The organism is Candidatus Nanopelagicus limnes (genome assembly GCF_002287885.2).
In the GTDB taxonomy this organism is placed as follows: Bacteria; Actinomycetota; Actinomycetes; order Nanopelagicales; family Nanopelagicaceae; genus Nanopelagicus; species Nanopelagicus limnae.
Genome location: NZ_CP016768.2, coordinates 183055 through 197884, shown reverse-complemented (window position 1 = coordinate 197884; position 14830 = coordinate 183055). Strand labels below are relative to the sequence as shown.

Genomic DNA, 14830 nt, shown 5'->3' with positions numbered 1-14830 from the left:
AAAGTACTAGTACCAGTTTGATCGTTTGAATTTACTCCAGGCAGCACATGGAGTGTTATAACGCTCTTGAATGTACTTAAGTCCCCAGGTAATTTGAGTTACCGGATTTGTTCGCCAATCAGTTCCGACAATCTCCATCTTGGTGGCAGGAAGTGCTTGGGCAATTCCATGAGCACCTGAAACTTTATTTCTTGCTTTGTAATTCCAATGACTCTCTTTAGTCCAAAGTTGATCAAGGCAGGTGAACTGTTTTTCCGACCAGCTGTAATTAGCTGCAATTAAACTCTTAGCGATCTCGCGAGCGCCATCTGGTTGGCGGGCAAGATCCACCTTGCGGGCAGCAACTGAGATCAGCGCCATCGCCGAGGCATCTACGGTCTTAACCGCATCTAGCTCTAATAGTGATGGGGTTGGGTCAAAGCCCTCCTCCCCAGGTAGTGGGGTGGTGCTCTCTAAATTGCTGGCAACTGATGGGATGGTTACTGAAAAGGTTAGGTTGCTAGAGGCGTAGGCCGGCTCTGAGATAAACAGGAAGAAGGCTAGGCAGGCAGCGGTCATTGAGATGCGCCGAACCCGTGGCGTGGTGATAGTTAAAGCTTTAACTTTCATCCTTGCCCCCCTTTCATTCCTTGCCAGATCACCTCAATTGGCTCTCTGGAACTTCATTAGGGTGTCAGCCAGGGGTGGTGGGGGCAACTTTATAGAGGCGCGTGGCGCGATTATGTTTATATTCACAGGTATTCTCAGTATTAAAACCGCAGGTCAGATAGGGTGAAGTCCGATTTATCCCATATGTCGTAAGAGGGGTTTAAATCAACTTGTGAAGTTAATTGGCTCCTCTAATAGCTCAGTCACAAGGGCTGCGATCTGGCTGCGTTCACTTCTAGTCAAGGTGATATGGGCAAAGAGCGGATGCCCCTTTAGGGATTCAACCACTGCAACTACCCCGTCATGGCGGCCCACCCGCAGGTTATCTCGCTGGGCGATGTCATGGGTGAGGATGACCCGGGAGCCTTGGCCAATACGAGAGAGCACCGTTAGTAAAACACCTCGCTCTAGGGATTGGGCTTCATCAACAATTACAAAGGAGTCATGCAGGGAGCGGCCTCGGATATGAGTAAGCGGCAGCACCTCGATTAATCCTCGCTCCACTACCTCATCCAATACCTGTTGGCTAACTAGTGCCCCTAAGGTGTCAAAAACTGCTTGGGCCCAAGGTGACATCTTTTCATTTTCAGTTCCTGGCAGATAACCAAGCTCTTGACCACCAACTGCATAAAGAGGACGAAAGATCACTACCTTTTTATGTAATCGCTTCTCTAAGACCGCTTCTAAGCCAGCTGATAATGCCAAGGCGCTTTTGCCAGTTCCGGCTCTGCCACCTAAGGAAACAATGCCAACCTCTGGATCTAACAAAATATCTAAGGCAACTCTTTGTTCAGCACTTCGCCCATGCAAACCAAATGCACTGCGATCTCCTCTTACTAAATGCAGATGTTTATCTGGGGTAACTCTTGCGAGCGCACTTCCTTTTTCAGAGTGGAGCACCACACCGGTATGGCAAGGATATTTTTTTGCAATCTCATGTGAGATTTTTTCATTTTCATAAAGTGCGTCAATAACAGTTGAGCCAACACTCTCCTCCACCATGCCACTCCAGCCACTAGTGCTGGCTAACTCTGCGCGGTACTCCTGCGCCTCCACTCCAACTGAGGATGCTTTAACTCGAAGTGGTAAATCCTTAGTAACTAAAACCACTTGGCGGCCATCTGACATTAGGTTTTTTGCGATTGCTAAAATTCTTGAATCATTTGAGCCATCCCGCAAAAAGCCGGCTGGCAACTTTGAAGGATCGGCGTGATTTAACTCAACTGATAATGTGCCGCCCTCTTCATTGATTCCAATTGGTTTATCTAATCGCCCACTTTTTACCCGTAAGTCATCAAGGGTGCGAAGGGCAGCTCTTGCAAAGTAGCCAAGCTCTGGGTGATCTCGCTTGGTCTCTAACTCACCAATTACTGTGATTGGAATGATTACTTCATGCTCTGCAAAACGGCTTAAGGCAATTGGATCTGCAAGTAGAACGCTGGTATCTAGCACATAAGTGATGCGGGCAGGTTGGGCTTGTGGGGATACTGACTTTAAGACAATAGATTCACTAGCCAATTAGTGTCGTCGCAATCTCTTTAATTGTGCCCGATGGTTGTGGAAGAATAGGTAAAGGGTAAATAACCAACCTGAAGAATCTGTGGCAACACGCAAGGCTTAAAGATTAAGTTTAGGTAAAGGCTTTAACTACCACCGGCCGCTTTTTACGCGCCGTTCAATCCAAATCGATGCCACCGGCAAGGTGCCAGCAAGAAGAAATAGGGCGGTACTAAGTAGGGACTTTCGCTTGACCATACAAAGGGCTAAGGCTGCAACTAAATAAACTGGATAGGTAAAGCCATGCACAATTGGTATCCAGATAAATTGCTCATAAAAACTCTTATCGCTAACTAAGTACTTAGCTGGCATATAAACAAACCAAAGCAGCAGTGACATAACCCCGGCCCAAAGCGCCCAAAAACGGAAGAAGAGAGTAATTTGCCTCATTTTTTTAATCCTACTTTCTTAGTCTTGTCTGCCTTGTTATTTACCTTATCGCTCTTGGCTCTAAATTGTGGAAAGGCTGGTGCAATTAAAAGCAGTAACCCCATAAACCACCAGACCACAACGTAGGAGATATGTTGCCAATAAAAGCCAGGCAGGCGATTAGAGATTTGTTCTGAGGCCACCAAGGTTAAATCACTACTTTGATCGGCGCCAGTTTTTTCTGACTTTAAAATAATGTAGCCATCATATAAAAATGGATTTACCTTACTTACAACTAATGCTGGATCAATTCTAGAAAGCTCACCTGGCTTTGCAAAGGCTCGATCAACATTTTGCCTTGGGTATAGCCGGCCGGTAATAGAAACTTCAGTGTTGATTTGATCCTGTATTTGCCCAAGCACCTCCCTAACCACTAATACGCCATGGCCGGTGCTTAGTTTTAATAATCTAACATCAAGATTTGCAAGCACACCTTCTGAGAGCTTTTGATCGCGAGCCACAAAGGATGTGGTGTAGTTTCCAGATGCTGAAACAATTCGATTAACCGCTTTGATCGGCATATTCATGCCAGCGGAAGAAACCTGCTCGAGGGCAATTAAAGGTTGATCTGGCTTTGGCGCAGTTACTTTATTTAATTCTTGGGCTCTATGTAATTGCCAGATACCTAATTCATAGCAGGCATAGATGAGGCTGAGCCAGATTAAAACTGTTGCAGCCTTTTTTAGCACCTGCTTCATAGTTAAAGAATTACTCTTGATCTTTGCGATCGGCTAATCTCTTATATCTGCGGTAAAAACTTGTTAACAAAACCACCATAGCTAAGGTTAAAAAAATCATGGTTAATGAGCCAGCAACACCCATATCAAAACTTTTGCCCTCATCCATTTATCTCTCCCTCATACTAGGTGAGATAAGCCTACTTTCTGATTGCGGTATTGGTTCTACAATATGAGTGTGATGCATCCCAAAGTTCTATCTGACCCCATCTTGCGCGAACGCTATGGCATTAAAGCTGCCAAAAATCCACGTTATCTTCTTGCTGGGATTTTACTTAGCATTGTTGCTGCTTGGTTTGTTTGGAGTGGTTTTAATGCTGCAAATCCAGATGTTAGATCTGAATTAATTTCATTTAAAGTTCTTGATGATCAAAGCATTTCTATTACTTATAAAATAACGGTGAGAGATTTAAGTAAGGATCACAGCTGCTCAGTTGTAGCAAGAGATATTGATAAGAACACTATTGGACAAGTATCTGATCTAATGCCAGCTGGCACATTACTTGCTGGCGATAACCTGCGAACCGTTGAGATAACCACCCGTTTACCTGCGGTAAATGCGGGAATCACCAGTTGCCAGTAACCTTTACTCTCTTATGAACCAACCAACTCAAACCTGGCTTACCCAAGAGGCAGCAGATCGGCTGAAGGCTGAGCTGGCGTCATTAGAGGGTCCACTTCGTGCTGAGATTATTAAAAAAATTGAAACTGCTAGAGCTGAAGGTGATTTAAAAGAGAATGGTGGCTACCACGCAGCAAGGGAAGAGCAAGGAAAAATTGAGGGCAGAATTCGCCAACTAAAACATATGCTCGAGCATGCACACATTGGTACACCTCCTGCAAGTGAATCAGGTGTGGTTGGCCTTGGCATGTTAGTAACAGTTGATATTGGCGGAGATGAACTTAAATTCTTACTTGGCTCCAGAGAGATTTCCTCAGGTGATGTTGATGTTTACTCTGAAAAATCACCGCTTGGTGGGGCAGTACTTGGCGCCAAGGTTGGTGAAACTGTTAACTACACAGCCCCTAATGGCAAGTTAATTAAAGTTGCCGTCCTTGAGGCGCAACCTTTCAACTAAATTACTTTTTAGCTGCGTTGTTGTATTTACGAACGCTTAGTGGAACGAAGATTGCCATAATTAAAATCATATAAATAATTGACATTAACAATGGGTTCTCACTTGGAAATGATCCAGCGGTTGCACCAAACTCATTTTTAAGTCCAAATAGTTCTCGGCAGCCAGCCACCATTGTTGAAACTGGATTCCACTCAGCGAAATACTGAAGTGCTTTTGGCATTCCTGTAGTTGGCGCAAAGGCGTTTGATAAAAATGTTAGTGGGAATACTGCGATAAAGGTAACGTTTTGAGCCACACGCTCTTCTCGCACAGATAAACCAATTAATACCCCGATCCATGACATTGCAAAACCAAATACAAAGAGAAAAACAAAACCTAAAAATACTTTAAAGGCCCCAGATGTTGGTCGCCAGCCCACTAAATAACCGGTCAAGCCCATAACTGCAAGTACGACAATGTTTAAAACACCATCACCTAAAGTTCTACCGAAAACCACAGCAGATCTTGAAATTGGTAAGGATCTAAAACGATCAATTAAACCTTTTTGCATATCAGCTGATAAACCAACTGCAGTGGCAGCTAATGTAAAGGCAACAGTTTGCACAAATATTCCAGGCATTAAAAGTTGCACATAACCGCCAGGCTGGCCAGTATCAATTGATCCACCAAATACATATCTAAATAAGAGCACAAACATTACGGGCTGAATTGTTGAAAAGATTAAAACCTCAGGAACTCGAGCCAACTGCAGTAGCTGTCGCTTAGTAATGATTAAAGCATCCGAGATTGCATTCATCATTTCTTGCCCTTCTTACGTCCGGTTGCAGTTTCTAGATTTTCATCTATTTTTTCCTCAGCCACATGGCCAGTTAAAGATAGGAATACATCATCAAGAGACGGGCGCTTTAGGCCGATATCTAATGGGTGAATACCTTTTTCATCCAATAACTTAGCGGCTTCAATTAAAGCTTTACTGCCAGTTGTAACCGGTGCTGAAATTTGGCGCAAGCCCTCATCAACATTTACTGCGCTACCACTTACCTTTGCCACAATCTCTTTGGTTGCTTGCACATTTTCATTCTCAACCACAATCTCAAGCCGCTCACCACCTACCTGTTTCTTAAGTGAATCAGAGGTACCGCGGGCAATAACTTTTCCATGGTCAATTACTGCAATTTCATCTGCTAAATGATCAGCCTCTTCTAAGTACTGTGTAGTTAAAAGCAAAGTAACTCCGCCCTTAACTAAATCATCAATTACGCCCCACATATCCTGGCGGCCCCTTGGGTCTAATCCAGTAGTTGGCTCATCTAGGAATAAAACCTTTGGCCTGATAATTAATGATGCTGCTAAATCTAATCTACGGCGCATACCGCCAGAGTAAGTTCTAATTGGTCGCTTTGCTGCATCAGAGAGTGAGAACTGTTCTAATAATTCAATCGCACGAACTTTAGTTTCCTTTGCCGATAAATGATAAAGCCGGCCAAACATAATTAAGTTATCCCAGCCAGTTAAAGTCTCATCAACTGCTGCGTATTGACCAGATAAACCAATTATTTTTCGAACCTCATCTGGATGTTTTAAAACATCGATTCCACTTACAGTTGCACGACCAGAATCTGGTGCAAGTAAGGTTGCTAAAATTCTTACAGTTGTAGTTTTACCAGCTCCATTTGGTCCAAGCACACCAAGAACAGTTCCTTCTTCAACATCAAGATTTAAACCATCTAATGCTCGAACTGAGCCTTTGTTGTAGGTTTTAACTAGATCTTCTGCTATCACTGCTTTCATATGTAAGATCTTAACAAAGAATCGGAGTAAACTATTCCCCTCAGGCAAATTGCAGATAAATAATGCTTAATCCGACAACTTAAGGTGGATATACAACGATGGCTATGGCGAAAAAAAATAGTAAATCTGGAAAAGCAAATACCCCCAAAGATGGGCCGCTAAGTCATAAGGAAATTTTGATTGTATTAAGCGGATTAATGACCGGCATGTTGCTGGCAGCCTTGGATCAAACAATTGTTTCAACAGCTTTAAAGAATATTGTTGAAGATTTCAACGGGCTTAATCACTACACCTGGGTGGTCACTGCTTACCTTTTGACTTCAACCGCATCAACCCCACTTTATGGAAAAATTTCAGATCTTTATGGTCGTCGGCCAGTATTTCAATTTGCGATTATTACCTTTCTAATCGGATCATTTTTAGCCGGGGCATCACAAAATATGACCCAGCTGATTTTTACTCGTGCTCTACAGGGAGTTGGCGCAGGTGGTTTAATGGCGTTAACTTTCGTAATTATTGGCGACATCGTTTCACCACGTGAGCGCGGTAAGTATCAAGGTTATTTTGGCGCTGTTTGGGGTCTCTCTTCAGTTGCTGGTCCATTACTTGGCGGATTCTTTTCCGACCATGCCACAATTTTAGGTATCGCTGGCTGGCGCTGGATTTTCTACATCAACCTACCATTTGGAATATTGGCATTGATTATTACTTCAGCTGTATTACACATTCCGAAGGTAAAGCGTGAACACAAGATTGATTACCTTGGTGCATTGTTGTTGGTATTAGCAGTTAGCTCTGTATTGCTTGCAGTTTCAGTTTATGGGCCAGAGGATGGTTGGACTGATTCAAGAACGCTAATGGTAATTTCTACTGGATTAATTCTTACCATGGCATTTTTATGGCAAGAAAAAAGAGCTGTAGAGCCAATCTTGCCGCTTAGATTATTTAAGAATCACACATTTTCTTTAACCTCAGCACTTGGTTTTATCATTGGAGCTGGAATGTTTGGCGCCATCGTTATGTTGCCGCTATATCTTCAAGTTGTAAAAGGAAATTCAGCAACTGAGGCGGGATTAAAGTTAATTCCACTTATGATCGGCATTGTTTCAATGTCAATATTTAGTGGTAAAAAGATCTCAGCTACTGGTAAATACAAGATCTTCCCAATAGTAGGAACTGCGATTATGACTATTGGCTTAATTCTCATGTCTACTTTAAATGAAGATACTTCATTTGCTGTTCTATCTATCTATGCAGTCTTAGTCGGAGCTGGTCTTGGTTTATCAATGCAGACAATTGTGATCGCTCTACAAAATGCAGTTGATTTTCAAGATATGGGAATTGCAACCTCATCCAATACCTTCTTTAGATCTCTTGGTGGTGCCTTTGGAACGGCGATATTTGGAACTATTTTGAGTAACCGTATTGCTTATTATTTGCAAGATAACTTTGCAAAATTACAAAGCAGTGATCCAGCGGCATTATCTGACTTTGATTCTTCCAACCTTGATTTGATCACCACTAACACCTCAATCATCACTACGTTGCCACCAGTAATTCAAGACACAGTGCTTCATAGTTTTGCTCAAACTTTTCAGGTGGTCTTTTTGGCAGCAGCACCAGTTACCTTCCTGGGATTTGTACTTGCATTCTTCTTGAAAGAAAAGCCTCTGCAAAGTAGCTCAGACCACCACGCAGCAAAGGCTGAAGCAGCAGGTGAGGCGGTAGGTTAAATAAAAATCAATAAACAAAGTAGAAACCCTTTCGCGCAACTACCGCGAGAGGTTTCGATCCTTTCAGCAGTTTCATTCTTTGTCGCTGTTGGCTTTGGATTGATAATTCCAGCAATTCCAATCTTTGCTGCATCCTTTGGCGTGAATAAGACTGCAATTGGTTTAATCATCTCAAGCTTTGCAATTATGCGCTTCTCCTCTGGTTTGATCTCAGGCAAATTAGTTGATCGATTTGGTGAGCGAGCAGTTCTTGGCTTTGGTTTGTTTATGGTTTCATTTTTCACATTACTGACTGCGCTCTCACAAAGCTATGGCCAACTGCTTACATTCAGATCTCTAGGTGGTCTTGGCTCATCAATGTTTTCAGTTTCCGCTGGTTCCTTACTTATGCGCTCAGTCAATGATGATGTTAGAGCCCGAGCTCAATCACTATATAACGGTGGTTTTTTACTAGGTGGAATTACCGGACCAGCTTTTGGTGGAGTTCTTTCGGCTATTTCACTTCGCGCACCATTTTTTGTTTACTCAACTACTTTGGCAATTGCTGGAATGATTGCATTAGTTTTCTTAAGCGAGAAGCGATTGGGTAAAAAGGTTGATGCTCCAACAGCTCAGATTGGGCAAACTACCTTAGGTGAGGCATTTAAATTACGCCCATACCAGGTTGCATTAATGCTGGCCTTTATAAACAACTGGATATTGTTTGGATTAAGATCTTCAATCTTGCCCTTATTTGTTACTGAAAAATTAAATTCAACGGCTGCAATTGCAGGTCTTGGTTTAACTATTGGAGCGCTAGTGCAAGGTGTTTTTATGTTGCGCGCTGGAAAATACTCTGACACCAAAGGAAGAAAGGCTGCTTTCTTATTTGGTAGTGCATTTGTTTTGTTTGGCATATTGATGTTGGCATTTACCACTAACACTGCGCTTTACTTCATTTCAATGGCGTTATTTGGATTAGGTGGGGCTTATGTTGGAACTGCGCCAGGCAGCGTTGTTGGCGACATTATTAAAGGCCGTGGCGGGCAAGTGATTGCAGCCTGGCAGATGGCAGGAGATGCTGGCATGATTTTCGGTCCAGTAATAGTTGGTTTGTTAACCGATATTTTTAGTTACCAAGTAGCTTTCTTAGTATCTGCTGGAATTTGGATGATTGCAATGTTGCTTGCAACTATTTTGCCTGAGACTAGGTTGTCGCATTTAGAAAATGATTTAATTCCAGACAAAAATAAACAGGAGCTGTGATCTCTCACAGCCCCTGTTGGGTAATTATTTTTCCTTAGCGGTCGTTTCGAAGAATTGAAATCAAACGCAGAACCTCAAGGTATAGCCACACTACGGTGACCATTAAGCCAAAAGATGCTCTCCATGATTCTTTCTCAGGAACTCCAGCTGCAACACCCTTTTCAATTTGATCAAAATCTAGAACCAAGAAAAGGCTTGCAAGTCCAACTCCAGCAACTGCTAGAAGTAATCCAAGACCAGATACTCCGTAAAAACCATAACCTTGACCTACGCCAAAGAATGAAGCAATAAGTGAGACAAGTCCAAGAATGAAGTAACCAATTGCTGCGCCGATTACCGCACGAGTAAATTGTGGAGTCGCTCTTAGTGTTCCATTTCGGTACATAACTAACACACCAGCAAATGCTGCGACTGTTCCAATTACCGCTTGGCTAACAATTCCTGGATAGAAAGATTCGTAGTAACTGCTTAAAGTTCCAAGTGCTAAACCTTCTAGGCCAGCATATGCGACTACAAGTCCAGGCTTAATGTTTTTACTAAAGCTAATAACCATCGCTAATACAAATCCGCCAAGGAAACCGATTAAGACTGCGCCCATTCCAAGGTTTGCACTCCAAGCGAGCGCACCAACAACAACTAATATCGTAAATAGAAATCCAGTTTTCGCAACGACATCTTCAATTGTCATGCGACCTGTTCGCATTGATGAGGCGGCTGGAGCGTTATAACTTTGCTCTAGTTGATCAACGCGCATAGTTGTCGGTTGATTAAATGCCTTTCCAAGTACAGGGTTTGAGCTTTTCATTCTTCTCCTTCTATAGAAGTAACTAACGGGTTATGTTTATTAGCTACTTAGGTAGTGAACAAATATTAATGATTCGCAATTCCCTAAGCCATCGCTTTGGGCTGAATCTGCCTTAATCTTTGCTGAAGATTCGCGGTAATTGAGCGTGCCCCCGGTGGGGGTCGAACCCACACTTGTGCGATTTTAAGTCGCATGCCTCTGCCATTGGGCTACAGGGGCGAATCTTCAGAGGGTAAATCTACCCGTCTTTTTTAACCGCCAAATCCAGCCAAATCTTCGCCTACTTTGTAAGTGACCAAGCAATTCCATCCAAAATATCTGACTCAGATGCAATGAATTCACTGGCCCCAGTTGCCGCCATGATTCTAGATAAAACCAAGGCACCTGCGGTAATTACATCCACTCGGCCAGGGTGCATATAACCAAGGGCAGAAATTTCTTCCTTACTCATTGATTGAAACATGCCAGCCACTTTGTGAACTGATTGCGCAGGAACTCTTGCAAGGTGAATTAAATATCGATCATAGCTTTCTAAATTTAGAGCAGCTGCTGCAACTGTGGTCGCAGTTCCTGCAACTGCAATCAAACTTTTAGCCTCAGAGATTGGAACAACTTTAGCTGCCTCAGCAATTGCAATATCAATATCAACAATTGCTTGAGCGATCTGCGCCATAGATGGTGGCTGGGTATTTAAATGTCGCTCACTCATTCGAACGCAACCGATATTTACACTCTTTGCCGCACTTACTTTTTCACCACCATAAACAAACTCGGTAGATCCTCCGCCAATATCAACTACTAGAAATGGTCCTTCATTTTGCGATAACTCTTTGGTGGCGCCAATAAAAGATAACTCTGCCTCTTCCTCACCTGGAATTACCTCAACCTCAATGCCTAAGATTTCCTTAACACCATCGGTAAAGATATTGCGATTCGTAGCATCCCTTGTTGCACTAGTTGCACAAAATCTAACTTTCTCCACACCTTTACTACTTATTTGTGCGCTGAATTTTTCAACTGCGTTAAGAGTTCTAGCGATTGCATCTGGGTGAAAAGATTTATTTTGGTCAACTCCCTGGCCAAGTCTGACAATCTCCATCTCGCGCACAACCTCTTTGAAATTGCCATTGGTTATATCGGCAATTAAAAGGCGAATTGAGTTAGTGCCACAATCAATTGCTGCAACTCTACTCAATTACTCCACCTCATCTAATAAATTACTAATCTCAGAACAAGGTTTATTTAACCACCAAGGTTCTAGTGCGCTAAGTGCTTCATCCCCCAGTGGATTAACACCAACTCCAGCTGCTAATGAATGAGCCACTAGTGAGTGCAGACATTTCACTCGATCTGGCATGCCACCGGCGGTAACTCCAGTAATTTCTGGCACCTCAAGGTTTTCTTGTTTAGCTAGCGCACTTCTTGCCGCTTCATAATCAACATGTGCTGCTAAATATTCACCAGCAAGCTGTGGATCATTTTGTAATCGCTCGTTCATCTGCGTCATCAATCCTGAGCTTTCTAAGGTTGAAATCGCTCCTGTAAGTCTTGGACAGGTTGCATAATAAAAAGTTGGAAATGGTGTGCCATCAGCTAATCGTGGTGGAGTTTGAACAACATCTACTTGCCCACATGGACAGCGATGTGCAACTGCTGAAACATCTCTTGGCGCCCTACCAAGTTGGGCAGCTACAGTTTCTAAATCTTTATCTGTTGGTTTTTCTGCCACAAATGCATCGACTGGTTTAACCATTTTAGTTATTTACATTGGTGCTAGTAATTGATGAAATCAACCTTGAATACCAAGGTAGACCAACTGGAAGTTGACCAGAGATTTTTGTCTGTTGATCATCCCCCGTAATCTCATCATTACCGACAACTATGTATTGTCGCTCACCTGGAAATACAAAATGCAATCTTGCTCTGGCTTGACTTGCCACATACTCAGGATCATCCCATTGGGCTAGTTCAGCAGCTGCCTTATCCAACATTGCTTGATTATCTGAAATTTGAGTTTTTAATGAATTTATTTGAGCACGTTGCGTGAAGTAATGTTGAATTGGCGGCGCCAAGGTAATAGCAACAACAAAGAGAACAATTCCAACAATTAACGCTCGATTAGATAATCCTCGTTTTTTTAATCCAGATTGAATACTTTTCTTTGATGATGAAATTAGCCCTGCTGCAAAAAATCTACGCCGAGCCATTTGAATTACTTCTTAAATCTTGGAAAGGCTGAGCGGCCAGCATAAATTGCATCTGAACCCAACTCCTCTTCAATTCGAAGTAGTTGGTTGTATTTAGCAACACGTTCAGACCTTGCTGGTGCACCAGTTTTAATCTGACCACAATTTAACGCAACTGCTAAATCAGCAATTGTGGTGTCTTCAGTTTCACCAGATCGATGGCTCATCATTGATTTGTAATTATTTTTATGAGCTAGATTGACCGCATCAATAGTTTCAGTCAAACTGCCAATTTGATTTACCTTAACAAGTAAAGCATTTGCGGTTTTACTTTCAATACCCTTAGTTAAGCGCTCTATATTGGTAACAAATAGATCATCGCCAACAATCTGGATTTTTTCACCTAATTCTGCAGTTAATTTAGCCCAACCGCTCCAATCATCCTCGTCCAATGGATCTTCAATAGAAACCAATGGATAGGCTGAAACTAATTCGCTGTAGTAGGCGATCATCTGCTCTGAAGTTAACAACTTACCTTCAAACTTATATTTCCCATCTTCAAAAAACTCAGTTGCAGCCACATCCATTGCTAGCGCGATCTGAGTACCAGCTTTAAACCCAGCATTTTCAATTGCAACTAAAATCAAATCTAATGCTGCGCGATTACTCTCCAAGTTTGGAGCAAATCCACCCTCATCACCGATGCTGGTCGCTAAACCTTTTTTCTTAAGAACTGATTTAAGACTGTGATAAATCTCAGCGCCCCACCTTAATGATTCTTTGAAGCTTTGGGCACCAATTGGTGCGATCATAAATTCTTGAATATCAACATTTGTATCAGCGTGTGCTCCGCCATTTAAAATGTTCATCATTGGCACTGGCAGTGTTTTAGCACTATGCCCACCTAAATATTTAAATAGTGATTGATTTGAAGAAATAGCTGCAGCACGTGCGGTAGCAAGTGAAACTCCTAATATTGCATTTGCGCCAAGAGATGATTTATTTTTTGTGCCATCTAGTGCAATCATTTTTGCATCTAGCAACCTTTGATCATCTGCCTTCATGCCAATTACAGCAGGCGCAATTTTTAACGCTACATTTTTTACGGCAGTTTCAACACCTTTTCCTAAATACCTTGATCCACCATCGCGAAGTTCAGCGGCTTCAAAGGCGCCAGTTGACGCACCACTTGGAACAGCGGCGCGGCCAATACTTTTATCTTCTAATCTAACCTCTACCTCAACAGTTGGGTTTCCTCGAGAATCTAAGATTTCTCTAGCGGTCACAGAGTTAATAACTGACACTAATTTGCCCTAACTATTTGTTTGATACTTGAATTATCTAAAGTAATTCTACCTTGTCTCATGCTCTTGAATCTGAACAATTAACTCTTTTGTCGCCTGACGTAGCGCAGCCTCAGGATCTAACCCTTTATCAACAGCTTGAGTGATTAAACCAAGAAGTATCTGACCAAATTGATCCTGATCAACATCATCTTTGAGTTTGATTGGCTCAGAAACGGAGAGGTCATAGTTTAATTTCTTTAATCGATATAAAACCTTAGTTGCTAAAGGTAGGGCTGGTTGGGCAAGTGGCACGCCATCAATTGCTGAAGTTCGCCCCTTTTCAGCTGCCTTTTGCTTCTCCCAGTTCTCCAATACATCTGCACTTGAATCAACTACTTCACCAGCAAAAACATGAGGGTGTCTTCTAATTAATTTATCTGCAACCGATTTTGCTACATCTTCAATATTAAATGGCTGCTTGGCATCTTCTTCGGCCATTCGAGAATGAAAGTAAACCTGTAATAAAAGATCGCCCAGCTCTTCTTGCATTGCATCTCGATCATTATTTTCAATTGATTCAATAAACTCATAAGACTCTTCCAACAAATACTTTAGAAGTGAGGTGTGATCTTGCTCAGCATCCCAAGGACATCCACCAGGTGAGCGTAGTTTGTCCATTACCTCGCGTAATCGGATGAGTTCAGAACTCATAATTTACTTAAGGTTGTTCAGTTACTGCGCCATCAGTTGCATCACTTGCTTGAATCGATGCATTATCAGCATTCCATTTACCGTACTTAGAATTCACTTTGATTCCCATTTTGCTCGCAGTTTCAATTACAAGTTGTTCAACAAATTTTGGCGCATCACTCTCTGAAACTCCAGATTTAATGAAGTTCTCATCAAGACGCTCAGAGATAATTAAAACGCGCAAATAAGATTCAAAATTAGAGGCTGCTAAGTTAGCGCCAACAAGTGCTGCTGGTAATTCACTTTCACTTCCTAGCCGTGTGATTACATCAGCCCTACGTGCTGCTACATCAGCTGGAGTTACAGTCACAAACATATCTTTTGCAATTTTGTCCATTAAAACTCTTACAATGAAAAATTGTGCTTGATCGCGGAGTAATTCTGGGCCAACAACTAAATCCATTCCAGATGTATCAACATTTTTACGTGATGCCAATATTTCATCAACAGTCTTTTGAATCTCTGCAGAGGTGAACTCTTGATCTCCAACTTTTACTCCACTGCTCATGCTTGAACAACCAGCAAGTAGAAGTGCCACCAATAATGGTGAGATCAATTTCTTAAACAATTTCATCCTCATTCTC

At 42.2% G+C, this 14830-nt stretch carries 18 protein-coding genes and 1 tRNA gene; 4 read left to right on the top strand and 15 right to left on the bottom strand.

Features of this window, described 5'->3' with window-relative positions; all coding sequences use genetic code 11:
* Window positions 1-6: 6 nt before the first annotated feature.
* From B1s21122_RS01040 to B1s21122_RS06355, 5 genes are all read right to left on the bottom strand, one after another.
* Complete coding sequence (locus tag B1s21122_RS01040; protein ID WP_095681058.1) at window positions 7-609, bottom strand: aggregation-promoting factor C-terminal-like domain-containing protein; 603 nt, start codon at window positions 607-609, stop codon at window positions 7-9.
* Between the two features lie 204 nt (window positions 610-813).
* The gene (locus B1s21122_RS01030; RefSeq protein WP_095681060.1) at window positions 814-2166 is read right to left on the bottom strand and encodes a PhoH family protein; all 1353 of its coding nucleotides are present in this window, start codon (window positions 2164-2166) and stop codon (window positions 814-816) included.
* Window positions 2167-2295: 129 nt separating this feature from the next.
* Window positions 2296-2595, bottom strand: a complete 300-nt coding sequence (locus tag B1s21122_RS01025) for a DUF3817 domain-containing protein (protein ID WP_095681061.1) — start codon at window positions 2593-2595, stop codon at window positions 2296-2298.
* Complete coding sequence (locus B1s21122_RS01020) at window positions 2592-3332, bottom strand: SURF1 family cytochrome oxidase biogenesis protein (protein ID WP_095681062.1); 741 nt, start codon at window positions 3330-3332, stop codon at window positions 2592-2594. The genes B1s21122_RS01025 and B1s21122_RS01020 overlap by 4 nt, the downstream gene beginning before the upstream one ends.
* 10 nt (window positions 3333-3342) lie before the next feature.
* A complete protein-coding gene (locus B1s21122_RS06355; RefSeq protein WP_190278571.1) occupies window positions 3343-3480 on the bottom strand; it encodes a hypothetical protein in 138 nt (45 codons plus the stop codon).
* Between the two features lie 72 nt (window positions 3481-3552).
* Between B1s21122_RS06355 and B1s21122_RS01015 the strand changes: the two genes are divergently transcribed.
* Together B1s21122_RS01015 and greA are read left to right on the top strand one after the other, a co-directional pair.
* Complete coding sequence (locus tag B1s21122_RS01015) at window positions 3553-3954, top strand: DUF4307 domain-containing protein (protein ID WP_095681257.1); 402 nt, start codon at window positions 3553-3555, stop codon at window positions 3952-3954.
* Window positions 3955-3967: 13 nt separating this feature from the next.
* A complete protein-coding gene (gene greA, locus B1s21122_RS01010) occupies window positions 3968-4450 on the top strand; it encodes a transcription elongation factor GreA (protein ID WP_095681063.1) in 483 nt (160 codons plus the stop codon).
* A 1-nt stretch (window position 4451) separates the two neighbouring features.
* Here greA and B1s21122_RS01005 read toward each other — a convergent pair whose 3' ends face one another.
* A complete protein-coding gene (locus B1s21122_RS01005) occupies window positions 4452-5249 on the bottom strand; it encodes an ABC transporter permease (protein WP_095681064.1) in 798 nt (265 codons plus the stop codon).
* Window positions 5246-6241, bottom strand: a complete 996-nt coding sequence (locus B1s21122_RS01000; RefSeq protein WP_095681065.1) for an ATP-binding cassette domain-containing protein — start codon at window positions 6239-6241, stop codon at window positions 5246-5248. The genes B1s21122_RS01005 and B1s21122_RS01000 overlap by 4 nt, the downstream gene beginning before the upstream one ends.
* 98 nt (window positions 6242-6339) lie before the next feature.
* On the opposite strand from B1s21122_RS01000, the gene B1s21122_RS00995 reads away from it, so the two are divergent.
* Together B1s21122_RS00995 and B1s21122_RS00990 are read left to right on the top strand one after the other, a co-directional pair.
* Window positions 6340-7974, top strand: coding sequence for an MDR family MFS transporter (locus B1s21122_RS00995; protein ID WP_095681066.1), 1635 nt, complete (start codon window positions 6340-6342; stop codon window positions 7972-7974).
* A gap of 99 nt (window positions 7975-8073) precedes the next feature.
* Window positions 8074-9219, top strand: coding sequence for an MFS transporter (locus B1s21122_RS00990; protein ID WP_236861140.1), 1146 nt, complete (start codon window positions 8074-8076; stop codon window positions 9217-9219).
* 34 nt (window positions 9220-9253) lie between these two features.
* Here B1s21122_RS00990 and B1s21122_RS00985 read toward each other — a convergent pair whose 3' ends face one another.
* The 8 genes from B1s21122_RS00985 to B1s21122_RS00950 form a co-directional block, all read right to left on the bottom strand.
* A complete protein-coding gene (locus tag B1s21122_RS00985; RefSeq protein ID WP_095681068.1) occupies window positions 9254-10024 on the bottom strand; it encodes a Bax inhibitor-1/YccA family protein in 771 nt (256 codons plus the stop codon).
* Between the two features lie 146 nt (window positions 10025-10170).
* Window positions 10171-10243 (bottom strand) — tRNA-Leu (locus B1s21122_RS00980).
* Window positions 10244-10304: 61 nt separating this feature from the next.
* Window positions 10305-11219, bottom strand: a complete 915-nt coding sequence (locus B1s21122_RS00975; RefSeq protein WP_095681069.1) for a Ppx/GppA phosphatase family protein — start codon at window positions 11217-11219, stop codon at window positions 10305-10307.
* The gene (locus B1s21122_RS00970) at window positions 11220-11777 is read right to left on the bottom strand and encodes a DUF501 domain-containing protein (RefSeq protein ID WP_095681070.1); all 558 of its coding nucleotides are present in this window, start codon (window positions 11775-11777) and stop codon (window positions 11220-11222) included.
* A 1-nt stretch (window position 11778) separates the two neighbouring features.
* Window positions 11779-12231, bottom strand: a complete 453-nt coding sequence (locus tag B1s21122_RS00965; RefSeq protein ID WP_095681071.1) for an FtsB family cell division protein — start codon at window positions 12229-12231, stop codon at window positions 11779-11781.
* A gap of 5 nt (window positions 12232-12236) precedes the next feature.
* Complete coding sequence (gene eno / locus B1s21122_RS00960) at window positions 12237-13514, bottom strand: phosphopyruvate hydratase (RefSeq protein WP_095681072.1); 1278 nt, start codon at window positions 13512-13514, stop codon at window positions 12237-12239.
* Between the two features lie 48 nt (window positions 13515-13562).
* A complete protein-coding gene (locus B1s21122_RS00955; protein WP_095681073.1) occupies window positions 13563-14207 on the bottom strand; it encodes a nucleoside triphosphate pyrophosphohydrolase in 645 nt (214 codons plus the stop codon).
* Between the two features lie 7 nt (window positions 14208-14214).
* Complete coding sequence (locus tag B1s21122_RS00950; RefSeq protein WP_223299068.1) at window positions 14215-14820, bottom strand: SurA N-terminal domain-containing protein; 606 nt, start codon at window positions 14818-14820, stop codon at window positions 14215-14217.
* Between the last annotated feature and the right edge of the window lie 10 nt (window positions 14821-14830).

Bases quoted from the DNA above. Each gene is read 5' to 3' on its own strand.
- B1s21122_RS01015 (WP_095681257.1), top strand. From the start codon at position 3,553: ATGCATCCCAAAGTTCTATCTGACCCCATCTTGCGCGAACGCTATGGC.
- B1s21122_RS01005 (WP_095681064.1), bottom strand. From the start codon at position 5,249: ATGATGAATGCAATCTCGGATGCTTTAATCATTACTAAGCGACAGCTA.
- B1s21122_RS00985 (WP_095681068.1), bottom strand. From the start codon at position 10,024: ATGAAAAGCTCAAACCCTGTACTTGGAAAGGCATTTAATCAACCGACA.
- greA (WP_095681063.1), top strand. From the start codon at position 3,968: ATGAACCAACCAACTCAAACCTGGCTTACCCAAGAGGCAGCAGATCGG.
- B1s21122_RS00970 (WP_095681070.1), bottom strand. From the start codon at position 11,777: ATGGTTAAACCAGTCGATGCATTTGTGGCAGAAAAACCAACAGATAAA.
- B1s21122_RS00965 (WP_095681071.1), bottom strand. From the start codon at position 12,231: ATGGCTCGGCGTAGATTTTTTGCAGCAGGGCTAATTTCATCATCAAAG.
- B1s21122_RS01000 (WP_095681065.1), bottom strand. From the start codon at position 6,241: ATGAAAGCAGTGATAGCAGAAGATCTAGTTAAAACCTACAACAAAGGC.
- B1s21122_RS06355 (WP_190278571.1), bottom strand. From the start codon at position 3,480: ATGGATGAGGGCAAAAGTTTTGATATGGGTGTTGCTGGCTCATTAACC.
- B1s21122_RS01020 (WP_095681062.1), bottom strand. From the start codon at position 3,332: ATGAAGCAGGTGCTAAAAAAGGCTGCAACAGTTTTAATCTGGCTCAGC.
- B1s21122_RS00995 (WP_095681066.1), top strand. From the start codon at position 6,340: ATGGCTATGGCGAAAAAAAATAGTAAATCTGGAAAAGCAAATACCCCC.
- B1s21122_RS01040 (WP_095681058.1), bottom strand. From the start codon at position 609: ATGAAAGTTAAAGCTTTAACTATCACCACGCCACGGGTTCGGCGCATC.
- B1s21122_RS00950 (WP_223299068.1), bottom strand. From the start codon at position 14,820: ATGAAATTGTTTAAGAAATTGATCTCACCATTATTGGTGGCACTTCTA.
- B1s21122_RS01025 (WP_095681061.1), bottom strand. From the start codon at position 2,595: ATGAGGCAAATTACTCTCTTCTTCCGTTTTTGGGCGCTTTGGGCCGGG.
- B1s21122_RS00955 (WP_095681073.1), bottom strand. From the start codon at position 14,207: ATGAGTTCTGAACTCATCCGATTACGCGAGGTAATGGACAAACTACGC.